Genomic DNA, 14951 nt, shown 5'->3' on the forward strand with positions numbered 1-14951 from the left:
CGAGCATCCAGCGATGACCAAATATGTTTTCGTCACCGGCGGCGTAGTTTCTTCCCTCGGCAAGGGTATTGCCGCCGCCTCTCTCGCCGCGATCCTCGAATCGCGCGGTCTGAAAGTCACCCTCCTCAAACTCGATCCCTACATCAACGTCGACCCCGGCACGATGAGCCCGTTCCAGCACGGCGAAGTGTTCGTGACGGAAGACGGAGCGGAGACCGACCTCGACCTCGGCCACTATGAGCGCTTCATCAGCACGAAGATGCGCAAGGCCAACAACTTCACGACCGGCCAGATCTACGAATCGGTGATCCGCAAGGAACGCCGCGGCGACTATCTCGGCAAGACCGTGCAGGTCATTCCGCACATCACGAACGAAATCCAGGCGTTCATCGAGCGCGGGGCGGCATCGGCCACCTGCGGCGAGCCGGACGTCGCGATCGTCGAGATCGGCGGCACGGTCGGCGACATCGAGTCGCTGCCGTTCCTCGAGGCCGCACGCCAGATGAGCCTGCGCCTCGGTCGCAACAGCGCGTGCTTCGTGCACCTGACGCTCGTGCCGTACGTCGCGACGGCCGGCGAGCTGAAGACGAAGCCGACCCAGCACAGCGTGCAGAAGCTGCGCGAGATCGGCATCCTGCCGCACGTGCTGCTGTGCCGCGCGGATCGCCGCATTCCCGACGACGAATCGAAGAAGATCTCGATGTTCTCGAACGTGCCGGAAGACGCGGTGATCTCGGTGTGGGACGCCGACAGCATCTACAAGATTCCGCAGATGCTGCACGACCAGGGCCTCGACCGGATCATCTGCGAAGAGCTGAAGCTGTCGCCGAAGGATGCCGACCTGAGCATGTGGTCGGCGCTCGTCGAGAAGCTCGAGAACCCGCAGCACGAAGTGACGATCGGCATGGTCGGCAAGTACGTCGACCTGACCGAGTCGTACAAGTCGCTGATCGAGGCGCTGCGTCATGCGTCGATCCATACGTCGACCAAGGTCAACATCGAGTACATCGACTCGGAAGAGCTCGAGACGAATGGCGTCGACAGCCTGAAGCATCTCGACGCCGTGCTGGTGCCGGGCGGTTTCGGCCGTCGCGGCACGGAAGGCAAGATCGCCGCGGTTCGCTACGCGCGCGAGTCGAAGGTGCCGTATCTCGGCATCTGCCTCGGCATGCAGCTCGCGGTGATCGAATTCGCGCGCGACGTCGTCGGCCTGAAGCAGGCGAACAGCACGGAATTCGATCCGGACACGCCGGAGCGCGTGGTCGCGCTGATCACCGAATGGTACGACCGCGAAGGCAAGGTCGAGACGCGCACCGAGGAATCCGACCTCGGCGGCACGATGCGCCTGGGTTCGCAGCGCTGCCCGATCAAGCCGGGCACGATGGCGGAAGAAATCTACGGCAAGGACGTGAACGAGCGCCATCGCCACCGTTATGAAGTCAATAACCGCTTCGTGCCCCAGCTCGAAGCCGGCGGCCTTATCATCAGCGCCCGTACCCCGAGCGAGGATCTGCCGGAAATGATGGAACTGCCGCGTTCGATGCACCCGTGGTTCGTCGGCGTCCAGTTCCACCCGGAATTCACGTCCACGCCGCGTGACGGTCATCCGCTGTTCAAGTCGTTCGTCGAAGCCGCGCTTGCGAACAAGCAAGCGCGCGGAGTGCAAGCATGAAGCTGTGCGATTTCGAGGTCGGTCTCGACCAGCCTTTCTTCCTGATCGCGGGTACCTGCGTCGTCGAATCGGAGCAAATGACGATCGACACGGCCGGTCGCCTGAAGGAGATCTGCGAGAAGCTGAACGTCCCGTTCATCTACAAGTCGTCCTACGACAAGGCGAACCGCAGTTCGGGCAAGTCGTTTCGCGGCCTCGGAATGGACGAGGGGCTGCGGATCCTCGGCGAGGTGAAGCGCCAGCTCGGCCTGCCGGTGCTGACCGACGTGCATTCGATCGACGAGATCGAGCAGGTCGCGTCGGTCGTCGACGTGCTGCAGACGCCGGCGTTCCTGTGCCGTCAGACCGATTTCATCCATGCGTGCGCGCGCTCGGGCAAGCCCGTCAACATCAAGAAGGGCCAGTTCCTCGCGCCGCACGACATGACGAACGTGATCGACAAGGCGCGCGACGCGGCGCGTGAAGCCGGTCTGTCGGAAGACCGCTTCATGGCGTGCGAGCGCGGCGTCTCGTTCGGCTACAACAATCTCGTGTCGGACATGCGTTCGCTCGCGATCATGCGCGAGACGAACGCGCCGGTCGTGTTCGATGCGACCCACTCGGTGCAGTTGCCGGGTGGGCAGGGCACGAGCTCGGGCGGCCAGCGCGAATTCGTGCCGGTGCTCGCCCGTGCGGCGGTCGCGACGGGCGTCGCGGGCCTCTTCATGGAAACGCATCCGAATCCGGCCGAGGCGAAGTCGGACGGCCCGAACGCGGTGCCGCTGAACCGCATGGGCGCGTTGCTGGAGACCCTCGTCACGCTCGACCAGGCGGTGAAGCGCAATCCGTTCCTGGAAAACGATTTCAATTAAAGATCGAATGAACCTTGCGACGGCTTCGCGCGTCTGTAGCGAAAGCGGTTCCGGCGCGCACGCCGTTGCAGTTTGAAGAATCCATCGTCATTCTCAGAGGAAACCCATGAGTGCAATCGTAGATATCATCGGCCGCGAGATTCTGGATTCGCGCGGCAACCCCACCGTCGAATGCGACGTGCTGCTCGAATCGGGCACGATGGGCCGCGCGGCGGTGCCGTCGGGCGCGTCCACCGGCTCGCGTGAAGCGATCGAACTGCGCGACGGCGAAGCCGGCCGCTACAACGGCAAGGGCGTGCTGAAGGCGGTCGAGCACATCAACACCGAAATCTCCGAAGCCATCATGGGCCTCGACGCGTCGGAACAGGCGTTCCTCGACAAGACGCTGCTCGAGCTGGACGGCACCGACAACAAGTCGCGCCTCGGCGCGAACGCGATGCTGGCCGTGTCGATGGCCGTCGCGAAGGCGGCCGCCGAAGAGGCCGGCCTGCCGCTGTACCGCTATTTCGGCGGCTCGGGTGCGATGCAACTGCCGGTGCCGATGATGAACATCGTCAACGGCGGCGCGCACGCGAACAACAGCCTGGACATCCAGGAATTCATGATCGTCCCGGTCAGCCAGCCGACGTTCCGTGAAGCGCTGCGTTGCGGCGCGGAAGTGTTCCACGCGCTGAAGAAAATCCTGAGCGACCGCGGCATGAGCACGGCGGTCGGCGACGAAGGCGGCTTCGCACCGAACTTCGGCAGCAACGACGAGTGCCTGTCGACGATCCTGCAGGCGATCGAGAAGGCCGGCTACCGTGCGGGCGAAGACGTGCTGCTCGCGCTCGACTGCGCGGCATCCGAGTTCTACCACGACGGCAAGTACCAGCTCGCGGGCGAAGGCCTGCAACTGTCGTCGGCCGAATTCACCGACTACCTCGCGACGCTCGCCGACAAGTTCCCGATCGTGTCGATCGAGGACGGCATGCACGAAAGCGACTGGGACGGCTGGAAGCTGCTGACCGATCGCCTCGGCAAGAAGGTGCAACTGGTCGGCGACGACCTGTTCGTCACGAACACGCGCATCCTGAAGGAAGGCATCGAGAAGGGCATCGCGAACTCGATCCTCATCAAGATCAACCAGATTGGTACGCTGACCGAAACGTTCGCGGCGATCGAAATGGCGAAGCGCGCGGGTTACACGGCCGTGATCTCGCACCGCTCGGGCGAAACGGAAGATTCGACGATCGCGGACATCGCGGTCGGCCTGAACGCCGGTCAGATCAAGACGGGTTCGCTGTCGCGCAGCGATCGCATCTCGAAGTACAACCAGCTGCTGCGTATCGAGGAAGATCTCGGCGACATCGCGAGCTACCCGGGCAAATCGGCTTTCTATAACCTGCGCTAACGCGCTACTATCGGGTTCGTCATCTCGACGCCGCTCTGTGCCTGTGCGCGGAGCGGCGCTTCTTATATCTGCGTCTCTTACATGCGGCTTGTCACTGTCGTCCTGATTGCCTTGCTGGCGCTCATTCAGTACCCCCTATGGTGGGGACACGGCGGCTGGCTGCGGGTGCACGAATTGCGTCAGCAACTCGACGACCAACTGCAGAAGAACGCGGACGAGAAGCTGCGCAACGAGCGCACCGCCGGCGAAGTGCAGGATCTGCAGAGCGGCACCGCGGCGATCGAGGAGCGTGCGCGCTACGAGATGGGCATGGTGAAGGATGGCGAAGTATTCGTGCAGTTCGTGTCGCCGAATGCACCTGCAGGACCGGTGAACACCACGCCGTCGAATACGTCGACGCGCGGCGCCGTGTCCGCGGCGCCGGTGCGGGTCGTGCCGAATCCGCAGTCGATCGCGAAGCCGTCGCGGCATCACGGCGGCGACAAGGGCAAGCCGGCGCATCACTGAGCGCGGTACGTCGAATCCATTGAAAAAGCGCGGGAAATGCCGCGCTTTTTTATTTCCTGCCGGTCGTCAATCGATCGGGCGACGCCCGTTCACCACCACCAGCCGGGGTAGCCGTAACCGACGCCCGTGCCCCAGCGATTGCCCCATCCGCCGTAGTAGCCGCCGTAGACCGTCACCGGCGGCGGCGAGTAATAGGCCCACGCGCGCGCGGCCGCTTCGGCCGCCATCGCGCTGTTCTGCTCGCGCAACACCTGCCGGTCGATCTCGTCGTAGCGCTTGCGTTCGGCGCTCGACAGCACGGGCGGCTGGCCGCCTGACGCACCCGGTTCCGGCAGGCGGCTCAGGATCGTGGCAGTCGGCGGCGGCATCGCGCAGCCGGCAAGCGCGAGCGTGCCGGCGGCCATACTCGTCAGGACGACGGTGCGGACGGTGCAAAAGGGGCGGCGATTCATGTGTTTCTCCTGCGGCGCGCCGACCGTGGAAAGCGGCTGGCGCCGAAGGCCGTGCCTCCGGCGCTCGAACCGCGCGTGCGGCGCTCGTGCGTCATTATGCGCCCGCGCCGTGCCGCTGGTGGGCACGGGCATGCGGCTCACGCGCGACTCAGTGACGCTGGTCGGTCGCGGGTGCGATGCCGGTTTCGACACCGGGCGCCGCGAACAGTTGCGCGACGTCGACCGGATCGAATTCGTAGCGCTGGTTGCAGAACTCGCAGTGGATCTCGACATGGCCACGCTCGACGATCACGCTGTCGACTTCCTCGCGACCGAGCATGCGCAGCATCGCACCGACCTTCTCGCGCGAGCACGAGCACTGGAAGCGCGTGCCGGCCGGTTCGAAGTGCTGCACGTTTTCCTGCCAGAACAGCCGGCGGAACACCACTTCCGGTTCGACCTCGAGCAGCTCCTTCGCGGACAGCGTGGCGCCGAGCGTGCACACGCGCTCCCACGTGTCGATATCGGTTTCGGCGTTGCGCGGCACGATGCCGCCGTCGCCCGGCAGCTTCTGCAGCAGCATCCCGACCGCGCGGTCGCGATCGGCCGCGAGCCACAACCGGGTGTCGAGCTGCTCCGAATGATGCATGTAGTGCTCGAGCACCTGCGACACCGATTCGAGCGGGCCGTCGACGCCGTTCAGCGGCACGATGCCCTGGTACGGCTGCTGGCCCGGCAGCTTGTCGGCCGGGTCGAGCGTGATCACGCAGCGGCCGTGGCCGCTCGCGTTGACGAGCGACGCGAAGCGCGTGTCGTCGCCGATCGTCTGCGCGGCGTCGCCGGCGAACTTCGCGGTGGCCCGCATCGACAGGTCGGACCCGCACTGGACGACCAGCATCTGGACCGGCCCGTCGCCGAAGATCTGCATGATCAGGGTGCCGTGAAATTTCAGGTTCGCGGACAGCAGCGCGCACGCGGCCATCATCTCGCCGAGCACCGTGCGCACGGGGGCGGGGTAGTCGCGGCGGGCGAGTACTTCCTGCCACGTGTTGCGCAGCGAAACGATCTCGCCGCGCACGGGCGCCGCATTGAACATGAATTTCTGTAACTGGTCGCTCACTCTTCTTCCTTGAAATCCGTGCGGATCACCCGATCCGCACGAGTTGCTCCTTGAAATGCGCGCGTCGCTCGACATACGTCTTCGCGTTCGCGCGCAGCCGCGCGACGTCTTCGGCCGACAGCTCGCGCACGACTTTCGCCGGTGCGCCGAGAATCAGCGAGTTGTCCGGGAACGTCTTGCCTTCCGTCACGACCGCGCCGGCACCGACCAGACAGTTGCGGCCGATGATCGCTCCATTCAAGACCACCGCCTGAATTCCGATCAGCGAACCCTCGCCGATCGTGCAGCCGTGCAGCATCGCCTGGTGCCCGATCGTCACGTTGTCGGCGATCGTCAGCGGAAAGCCCGGGTCGGTATGCAGGACCGCGCCTTCCTGGACGTTGCTGCCGGCGCCGACCGTAATCGTCTCGTTGTCGCCGCGAATCGTCGCGCCGAACCACACGCTCGCGTTTTCCTCGAGGACGACCTTGCCGATGATGGCTGCCGTATCGGCGACGAATACGCTTTCGTGGATCGTCGGGGCCGTATCGCCCAGCTTGTAGATCGTCACGGGGTCTCCTTGTCTCTTCGATGATGGGCGCCGGTAGAATGGCGCGTCCGGTTTGCCCGGCGCGTGGCGCCGCGGAACAAACGCATATTGTAAACCGTCGCGTGCCTGTGCTCCCGCATGCGTACGCAAGGTGTCCCCGTTTATGAGCATCGTGTCTTCTTCTTTCGGCCCGGCGCCCGCCTGTGTGCGCAGCGTGGCGCTCGACGCGCTGCGTATTGCCGAGCCGGCGGCCAAGGCCGCGCAGGTGCGCGTGCTGCACGATGCGCTGCGGGCCGGGCAGGCCGCGATCGCGCCGGCGCTTGAACTGCGCGAACCGGCCGGTCTGCCCGGGCGCCCGGCACGGCCGCCGCTCGTCGAGCCGCGCGAACTGCAGCGGCGCAGCATGCGGTCGCCGGAAGGGCGTGCCGTGCTGTTGCACGCGCTTGCCCATATCGAATTCAATGCGATCAACCTGGCGCTTGACGCGGTCTGGCGCTTCGCGGGCCTGCCGGACGCGTTCTACGCGGACTGGCTGAAGGTCGCGGCCGAGGAGGCCTATCACTTCACGCTGCTGTCCGACCGGCTCGCCGACGGATTCGGGCATGCGTACGGCGACTTTCCCGCGCACAACGGGCTGTGGGAGATGTGCGAGCGGACCCGGGACGACGTGCTCGCGCGCATGGCGCTCGTGCCGCGGACGCTCGAGGCCCGCGGGCTCGACGCGTCGCCGCCGATCCGCGCGCGGCTCGTGCAGGCGGGCGACGATGCGTCGGCCGCGATCCTCGACGTGATCCTGCGCGACGAAATCGGCCATGTCGCGATCGGCAACCGCTGGTTCCGTCATCTGTGCGACGCGGCCGGGCGCGATCCGGTGCCGACCTATCGGCAGCTCGCCGAGCAGTACCACGCACCGCGACTGCGCGGCCCGTTCAATTTCGATGCGCGGCGCGATGCCGGCTTCGACCAGGCCGAACTCGACGAACTGGCCGCGCAGGACGCGGCGGACGGACGCCCCGCGCATTAGCCGGATCGCGTTCGGCCGCGTCCGGACGGCCGCCGGCCGGCTCGCGCACCGGATCGATGCCATCTGCCGGCCGGCGCCGGAACGACCTCGCCGCTAGAGCGGTACCTCGATCGCGGGCCGCCGGAGCCGGGGCGCCGCTATAATCGAACGACCATTCTTTTTTTGAGCGGCTGCAATGACTGCCTCGAGTTCTGTTTCCGATTTCGTCACGGTGCGCGGCGTCCAGCTGCATGTGCGACGCTGGGGCCGGCCCGATGCGCCGACGCTGTTCATGCTGCACGGCTGGATGGACGTCGCGGCGTCGTTCCAGTTCGTCGTCGATGCGCTCGCGGGCGACTGGCAGGTGATCGCGCCCGATGCGCGCGGCTTCGGGCTGTCCGACTGGCCGGTCGCGCGGCAGGGCGGCGGCCACTATTGGTTCCACGAATACCTGGCTGATCTCGATGCGCTCGTCGACCGCTATGCGCCGACCGGCGAGGTGAATCTGGTCGGACACAGCATGGGCGCGAACGTCGTGTGCCTGTATGCCGGCGCGCGGCCGGAGCGCGTGCGGCGGGTGGTCGATCTCGAAGGGTTCGGGCTCGCGCCGGCCCGCGCCGAACAGGCGCCGCGCCGGCTGCGCGGCTGGCTCGACGAGTTGCGCCAGCCGCCCGCGCTGCGGCCGTACGCATCCCTCGACGACGTGGCGGCGCGCCTGATCAAGACCAATCCGCGGCTCGACCCGCGCCGCGCCGCGTTTCTCGCCGCGCACTGGTCGAAACGCGGCGACGACGGCCTCTACCACCTGCTGGCCGACGCGGCGCACAAGATGCCCGGCCCGCTGCTGTACCGGCTCGACGAAGTGATGGCGACCTGGAAACAGGTGCGCGCGAAGGTGCTGCACGTCGAGGCCGTCAATTCGCCGACGCTCGCTTACATCGCCGGCGACATCCCGCTGCCCGAATTCAAGGCGCGTTTCAACGCATTCCCGGACTGGCGCGAGAAGCTCATCGAGGATGCCGGGCACATGGTGCACCACGACCAGCCCGAGCAGATCGCGGCGCTGATCGAGGCGTTCTGCGCATAGGCGCGTGGCGCGGGCGGCACGGCGGCCGGGCGGCGCAATTGCGGCGTTGCAGTAGAATGAGGCCTTACCTGCGATGCCGATAATGAACGCCGATCTCCACTGCCATTCCAATGTTTCCGACGGGTTGCTGTCGCCTGCCGACGTCGCGCGCCGCGCGCATGCGGGCGGCGTGACCCTGTGGGCGCTGACCGATCACGACGAGATCGGCGGCCAGGCGGCGGCGCGCAGCGAGGCGGAAGCGCTCGGCATGCGCTACCTGAGCGGCGTCGAGATTTCGGTCACGTGGGCATCGCGCACCGTGCACATCGTCGGTCTGCACATCGATCCCGCCCATCCGGCGCTGGTCGACGGCCTGTACCGCACGCGCCACGGCCGCGCGGCGCGCGCGCTGGCGATCGCCGAGCAACTCGCGACGCTCGGCATTCCCGGCGCGTACGAAGGCGCGCTGAAATACGTGTCGAACCCGGACCTGATCTCGCGCACGCACTTCGCGCGCTTTCTCGTCGAAAACGGCCACGCCGAATCGACGTCGGACGTGTTCGATCGCCTGCTCGGCGACGGCAAGCCCGGCTTCGTCCCGCATCGCTGGGCGTCGCTGTCCGACGCGGTCGGCTGGATCCGCGCGGCGGGCGGCGAAGCGGTGGTCGCGCATCCGGGCCGCTATCGCTATACGCCGGTCGAATTCGACGCGTTCTTCGGCGAGTTCATCGATCTCGGCGGCCGCGCGATCGAGGTCATCACGGGCAGCCACACGCCCGACCAGTACCGCGAATACGCGGACGTTGCACGCCGCTTCGGCTTCGAAGTGTCGCGCGGCTCGGATTTCCATGCGCCGGGCGAGGGCCGCATCGAGCTCGGCAGCCTGCCGCCGTTGCCGCCCGACCTGACACCGATCTGGGAGCGCTGGCTCTGACGCCGGGCGGCTTCGGGCCGCCCGCGTTGCCGCCGATACGTGCATCCGACTTCTCCCTCTTTACGTGTCCCCATGTCCCAGTTCTTCAGGATTCATCCGGATAATCCGCAGCCGCGCCTGATCAAGCAGGCGGTGGAGATCGTCAACAAGGGCGGCGTGATCGCGATGCCGACCGATTCGAGCTATGCGCTCGCGTGCCATCTCGACGACAAGGATGCGGTCGAGCGCGTGCGCCGGATTCGCGGCCTCGACGAGAAGCAGCACCTGTCGCTGCTCGTGCGCGACCTGTCGGAGCTCGCCAACTTCGCGATGGTCGACAACCGCCAGTACCGGCAGATCAAGTCGGTGACGCCGGGCCCGTACGTGTTCATCCTGCAGGCGACGAAGGAAGTGCCGCGCCGGCTGTCGCACCCGTCGCGCAAGACGATCGGGCTGCGCGTGCCCGATCATGCGATCACGCTCGCGCTGCTGGAGTCGCTCGGCCAGCCGCTGCTCGGCACGACGCTGATCCTGCCGCCGGACGACGAACCGCTGAACGATCCGGAGGAAATCCGCACGCGCCTCGAGAAACAGGTCGACCTCGTGATCGACGGCGGCGCGTGCCCGCGCGAACCGTCGACGGTGATCGACCTGACCGGCGACGCGCCCGAACTCATCCGCGCGGGGCGCGGCGCGCTCGAACCGTTCGGCCTCTCGGCCGCATGAGCGCGCCGTTCATTTTTGCGCGAGTGCGCTTGTTACAATAACGCGATATGGATGCTTCCCTGATACAGACCATCGCCGTCTACGCGTTGCCCGTGATCTTCGCGATCACGCTGCACGAGGCCGCGCATGGCTACGCTGCACGCCTGCTCGGCGACAACACCGCGTACGCGATGGGGCGCGTGTCGTTCAATCCGATGCGCCACATCGACCCGCTCGGCACGATTGCCATTCCGCTCGCGATGTACTTCCTGACCGGCGGCGCGTTCCTGTTCGGCTATGCGAAGCCGGTGCCGGTATCGTTCGGCAACCTGCGCAATCCGCGCTGGGGCAGCCTGTGGGTCGCGCTCGCGGGCCCGGCCTGCAACTTCGTGCAGGCGCTTGTCTGGGGCCTGCTGACGCTCGTGCTGCCGGCCGTCGGCGTCGACGAGCCGTTCTTCACGCGGATGGCGTTCGCCGGCGTCAGCGCGAACCTCGTGCTCGGCGTGCTGAACCTGTTTCCGCTGCCGCCGCTCGACGGCGGCCGCATCCTGGCGGCGCTGCTGCCGACCAGGCAATCGATCGCGCTGTCGCGCATCGAGCCGTACGGTTTCATCATCGTCCTCGTGCTCGTCACGACGGGCGTGCTGACGAACTTCTGGCTGCGTCCGCTCGTCAATGTCGGCTACGCCGTCCTGAGCGCCATCCTGTCCCCCTTCGCCTCGCTTTTCTAACGACAATCATGTTCCCAGAACGTATTTTCTCCGGCATGCGACCCACCGGGTCGCTGCACCTCGGTCATTACCACGGCGTGCTGAAAAACTGGGTGAAGCTGCAGTCCGAGTACCCGTGCTTCTTCTGCGTCGTCGACTGGCATGCGCTGACGACGCACTACGAGACGCCCGAGGTCATCGAGAAGAACGTGTGGGACGTGCTGATCGACTGGCTCGCGTCCGGCATCGATCCCGCGCAGGCGACACTGTTCATCCAGAGCAAGGTGCCCGAGCATGCGGAACTCGCGCTGCTGCTCGGCATGAGCACGCCGCTCGGCTGGCTCGAACGCGTGCCGACCTACAAGGAGCAGATGGAGAAGCTGAAGGACAAGGATCTGTCCACCTACGGCTTCCTCGGCTACCCGGTGCTGATGGCGGCCGACATCCTGTTGTATCGCGGCTCGCTCGTGCCGGTCGGCGAGGACCAGGTGCCGCACGTCGAGATGACGCGCGAGATCGCGCGCCGCTTCAACTACCTGTACGGCCGCGAGCCCGGTTTCGAGGAGAAGGCGCTCGACGCCGCGAAGAAGCTCGGCGGCAAGCGTGCGAAGCTCTATCACGAGCTGCGCAACGCGTATCAGCAGGAAGGCGACGACGAGGCGCTCGAACAGGCGCGCGCGATGCTGCAGGAATCGCAAAGCCTGTCGATGAGCGACCGCGAGCGCCTGTTCGGCTATCTCGAAGGCGCGCGCAAGATCATCCTGGTCGAGCCGCAGGCGCTGCTGACCGAAGCGTCGCGGATGCCGGGCCTCGACGGGCAGAAGATGTCCAAGTCGTACGGCAACACGATCGGCCTGCGTGAAGACGCCGACACGATCACGAAGAAGGTCCGCACGATGCCGACCGATCCCGCCCGCGTGCGCCGCACCGATCCGGGCGATCCCGACAAGTGCCCGGTGTGGCAGCTTCACCAGGTCTACACGGACGAAGCGACGCACGAGTGGGTGCAGAAGGGCTGCCGTTCGGCGGGTATCGGCTGCCTCGACTGCAAGCAGCCGGTCGTCGAAGGCATCCTGCGCGAACAGCAGCCGATGCTCGAGCGCGCGCAGAAGTACATGGACGATCCGTCGCTGCTGCGTGCGATCGTCGCGGACGGTTGCGACAAGGCGCGCAAGTACGCGACGGAAACGATGCGCGACGTGCGCGACGCGATGGGCCTGTCGTACAACTGATCCGGCGCATGAGCGAATCCGTCATCGCCGCTGCGGGCGGCCACGTCGGCCAGGCCGAGCCGTCGCGCTGGGTCGCGCAATGGGCGCGGCTCGTGCCGGCCGGCGGCGCGGTGCTCGACGTCGCCGCGGGCGGCGGCCGCCATGCGCGCGGGTTCGCGTCGCGCGGGCATCCGGTCGTCGCGCTCGATCGCGATCCGGCCGCGCTGGCCGCATTGCGCGCGATTCCCGGTGTTGATGCCCGAGAGGCCGATCTCGAGGGCGCGCCGTGGCCGCTGCCGGCCGGCGAGCAGTACGCGGCCGTGATCATCACGAACTACCTGCATCGTCCGCTCTGGCCCCATCTGCTCGATGCGGTGGCGCCGGGCGGCGTGCTGATCTACGAAACCTTCGCGCAAGGAAACGAAACGGTCGGAAAACCGTCCAACCCCGCGTTCCTGCTCGCCCCGGGCGAGTTGCTGGACGCCGTGCACGGCCGCCTGCGGGTGGTCGCGTACGAGGACGGTTTCATCGCCGCGCCGCGCGAGGCATTCGTCCAGCGTCTTAGCGCAGTGCGCGAGGGCGCGACCCCGAAGGCGGGGGCGGGAATTCCACGTTACGAACTGCCCGGCTAATCCGCTACAATCTCAATGTTTACCGGTACATACTCAATCGCGTTTCATGGCTAACGGCACCCAAGACGGCATTCAAATCCGCGGCAGCATCCCCGCGATCGTCACCCCGATGCTCGAAGACGGCAGTCTCGATCTGCCGGCGTTTCGCAAACTGGTCGACTGGCACATCGCGGAAGGCACCGATGCGCTGGTCGTCGTCGGTACGAGCGGCGAGTCGGCAACGCTCAGCGTCGAAGAGCACATCCTGATGATCCGCACGGCGGTCGAGCATGCGGCGAAACGCATCCCGATCATCGCGGGCGCCGGCGGCAATTCGACCGCCGAGGCGATCGAGCTGACGAAGCACGCGAAGGCCGTCGGTGCGGACGCGACGCTGCAGGTCGTGCCGTACTACAACAAGCCGACGCAGGAAGGCATGTACCGCCACTTCCGGACGATCGCCGAAGCGGTCGACCTGCCGGTGATCCTGTACAACGTGCCGGGCCGCACGGTCGCGGACATGGCGCACGAGACGACGCTGCGCCTCGCGCAGGTGCCGGGCATCATCGGCGTGAAGGAAGCGACCGGCAACATCGATCGCGCCGCGCACCTGATCAAGGCCGCGCCGAAGCATTTCGCGATCTACAGCGGCGACGATCCGACCGCGATCGCGCTGATGCTGCTCGGCGGCCACGGCAACATCTCGGTGACCGCGAACGTCGCGCCGCGCGCGATGAGCGAGCTGTGCCGCGCGGCGTTGGCCGGCGACGTCGCAACGGCGCGCGAACTGCACATGAAGCTGCTGTCGCTGCACAAGAATCTGTTCATCGAAGCGAACCCGATCCCGGTGAAGTGGGCGCTGCAGGCAATGGGCAAGATGCAGGGCGGCATCCGGCTGCCGCTCACGGCGCTCGACGAGCGCTGCCACGATGCCGTGCGTTCGGCCCTCGTCGAGGCCGGCGTGCTCGCCTGATGCCGACGCGGCCGCGTCCTGCGGCCGCCGGCTCGACCCCTGATCAACCCGCACCGGCCGGCTCCGTCCGGCGCCGCTCCTGACGAGCGTTCTAGCAAGACGAAGGATTTCATGAAACGTTTCGCCATTTCCTCTCGCGCCATCCAGTTGTCGGTGGTGGCGCTGGCGCTGGGCGCGCTCGCTGGCTGCGATACGCTGAACGACTACCTGGCCCCCGACCGGGTCAACTACAAGAACACCGGCTCGGCGCCGCCGCTCGCGGTGCCGAGCGACCTGAAGCCGGTGCAGACGACGCAGCAGTTCGTCGCGCCACCGACCAACGCAGGACTCGGCACGCTGCCGCCGCGGGCCACGACGCAAGCGGGCAACGCGACCGACGGCATCCCGAGCGCGCAGGATCCGCTCGGCATGCACATCGAGCGCGACGGCGATCGCCGCTGGCTCGTCGTCGACGGCCGCACGCCCGAGCAGCTGTGGCCGATCCTGAAGGAGTTCTGGCAGGAGAACGGCTTCTCGCTGAAGACCGATGCGCCGTCGACGGGCATCATGGCCACCGACTGGGCCGAGAACCGCGCGAACATTCCGGACGACTGGTTCCGCCGCACGATCGGCCGGGTCATCGATTTCGCGTACTCGTCGGGCACGCGCGACCGCTTCCGCACGCTTGTGAACCGGACGTCGGACGGCAACACCGACATCTCGATCACGCATAGCGCGATGGAAGAAATGATGGTCGGCCCGCAGGGCGGCACGTCGTCGCGCTGGGAGGAGCGTCCGCGCAACCCGGTGCTCGAAGCCGTGTTCCTGTCGAAGCTGATGCAGAAGTTCGGCCTGACCGACGCGCAGGCGAAGCAGTTGCTGACCGATGCGCGCCCGGCGACGGCGCCGGCGCAGGTCAGCGACACGAGCGGCGGCGCGGCGACGCTGCAACTGGCCGAGTCGTTCGATCGCGCGTGGCTGCGCGTGGGCCTGGCGCTCGACCGGACCAACTTCACGGTCGACAATCGCGACCGCGAGAAGGGCGTCTATACCGTACGCTATGCGAATTCGATGGAAGAGCTCAAGCGTGACGGCCTGTTCGGCAAGCTGTTCTACGGCGGCCCGTCGGCAGCCAAGCCCGGCAAGGAATACCTGATCAACGTGCGCGCGGCAGGCGCCAGCGGCACGCAGGTGGCGGTGATCGGCGCGAACGGCCAAGTCGACAACTCGTCGGACGCGCAGCGGATCATTTCGCTGCTGCACGCGCAACTGAACTGAGC

At 66.7% G+C, this 14951-nt stretch carries 16 protein-coding genes; 13 read left to right on the forward strand and 3 right to left on the reverse strand.

Features of this window, described 5'->3' with window-relative positions; translation table 11 throughout:
- Nucleotides 1–13: 13 nt before the first annotated feature.
- From J8I33_RS23140 to ftsB, 4 genes are all read left to right on the forward strand, one after another.
- Nucleotides 14–1672 (forward strand): CTP synthase, encoded by a 1659-nt coding sequence (locus J8I33_RS23140; protein ID WP_209927824.1) that lies wholly within the window; start codon nt 14–16, stop codon nt 1670–1672.
- Nucleotides 1669–2523 (forward strand): 3-deoxy-8-phosphooctulonate synthase, encoded by an 855-nt coding sequence (kdsA, locus tag J8I33_RS23145; protein ID WP_050012993.1) that lies wholly within the window; start codon nt 1669–1671, stop codon nt 2521–2523. The genes J8I33_RS23140 and kdsA overlap by 4 nt, the downstream gene beginning before the upstream one ends.
- Nucleotides 2524–2629: 106 nt before the next feature.
- Nucleotides 2630–3913, forward strand: a complete 1284-nt coding sequence (gene eno / locus J8I33_RS23150; RefSeq protein ID WP_006478406.1) for a phosphopyruvate hydratase — start codon at nt 2630–2632, stop codon at nt 3911–3913.
- An 81-nt stretch (nt 3914–3994) separates the two neighbouring features.
- Complete coding sequence (gene ftsB, locus J8I33_RS23155; protein WP_011549473.1) at nt 3995–4420, forward strand: cell division protein FtsB; 426 nt, start codon at nt 3995–3997, stop codon at nt 4418–4420.
- An 89-nt stretch (nt 4421–4509) separates the two neighbouring features.
- Here the strand turns inward: ftsB and J8I33_RS23160 are convergent, their stop codons facing one another.
- From J8I33_RS23160 to J8I33_RS23170, 3 genes are all read right to left on the reverse strand, one after another.
- On the reverse strand, nt 4510–4872 hold the full coding sequence (locus J8I33_RS23160) for a hypothetical protein (protein WP_089488589.1): 363 nt from the start codon (nt 4870–4872) through the stop codon (nt 4510–4512).
- Nucleotides 4873–5020: 148 nt separating this feature from the next.
- On the reverse strand, nt 5021–5971 hold the full coding sequence (gene hslO, locus J8I33_RS23165; RefSeq protein ID WP_050012991.1) for an Hsp33 family molecular chaperone HslO: 951 nt from the start codon (nt 5969–5971) through the stop codon (nt 5021–5023).
- 25 nt (nt 5972–5996) lie between these two features.
- On the reverse strand, nt 5997–6521 hold the full coding sequence (locus J8I33_RS23170) for a gamma carbonic anhydrase family protein (RefSeq protein ID WP_089488588.1): 525 nt from the start codon (nt 6519–6521) through the stop codon (nt 5997–5999).
- A gap of 142 nt (nt 6522–6663) precedes the next feature.
- On the opposite strand from J8I33_RS23170, the gene J8I33_RS23175 reads away from it, so the two are divergent.
- The 9 genes from J8I33_RS23175 (at nt 6664) to bamC (ending at nt 14949) form a co-directional block, all read left to right on the forward strand.
- Complete coding sequence (locus J8I33_RS23175) at nt 6664–7524, forward strand: ferritin-like domain-containing protein (RefSeq protein WP_050012989.1); 861 nt, start codon at nt 6664–6666, stop codon at nt 7522–7524.
- 175 nt (nt 7525–7699) lie between these two features.
- Complete coding sequence (locus tag J8I33_RS23180; protein WP_124680001.1) at nt 7700–8590, forward strand: alpha/beta fold hydrolase; 891 nt, start codon at nt 7700–7702, stop codon at nt 8588–8590.
- Between the two features lie 82 nt (nt 8591–8672).
- A complete protein-coding gene (locus J8I33_RS23185; protein ID WP_209939134.1) occupies nt 8673–9503 on the forward strand; it encodes a 3',5'-nucleoside bisphosphate phosphatase in 831 nt (276 codons plus the stop codon).
- Between the two features lie 72 nt (nt 9504–9575).
- Nucleotides 9576–10208: an L-threonylcarbamoyladenylate synthase gene (locus tag J8I33_RS23190; protein ID WP_050012987.1), complete on the forward strand. Its 633-nt coding sequence runs from the start codon at nt 9576–9578 to the stop codon at nt 10206–10208.
- A 47-nt stretch (nt 10209–10255) separates the two neighbouring features.
- Nucleotides 10256–10918, forward strand: a complete 663-nt coding sequence (locus J8I33_RS23195; RefSeq protein WP_011549479.1) for a site-2 protease family protein — start codon at nt 10256–10258, stop codon at nt 10916–10918.
- 8 nt (nt 10919–10926) lie between these two features.
- The gene (locus tag J8I33_RS23200; protein ID WP_050012986.1) at nt 10927–12129 is read left to right on the forward strand and encodes a tryptophan--tRNA ligase; all 1203 of its coding nucleotides are present in this window, start codon (nt 10927–10929) and stop codon (nt 12127–12129) included.
- 8 nt (nt 12130–12137) lie between these two features.
- Nucleotides 12138–12740 carry a class I SAM-dependent methyltransferase gene (locus J8I33_RS23205; protein ID WP_209927821.1) on the forward strand — a complete coding sequence of 201 codons (603 nt, stop codon included), beginning with the start codon at nt 12138–12140 and terminating at the stop codon, nt 12738–12740.
- 46 nt (nt 12741–12786) lie between these two features.
- Nucleotides 12787–13692 carry a 4-hydroxy-tetrahydrodipicolinate synthase gene (dapA, locus tag J8I33_RS23210; protein ID WP_050012984.1) on the forward strand — a complete coding sequence of 302 codons (906 nt, stop codon included), beginning with the start codon at nt 12787–12789 and terminating at the stop codon, nt 13690–13692.
- Between the two features lie 111 nt (nt 13693–13803).
- Complete coding sequence (bamC, locus tag J8I33_RS23215) at nt 13804–14949, forward strand: outer membrane protein assembly factor BamC (protein WP_050012983.1); 1146 nt, start codon at nt 13804–13806, stop codon at nt 14947–14949.
- The last annotated feature ends 2 nt before the right edge of the window (nt 14950–14951 follow it).

It is taken from the genome of Burkholderia sp. AcTa6-5 (assembly GCF_017815075.1).
Taxonomy (GTDB): Bacteria; Pseudomonadota; Gammaproteobacteria; order Burkholderiales; family Burkholderiaceae; genus Burkholderia; species Burkholderia sola.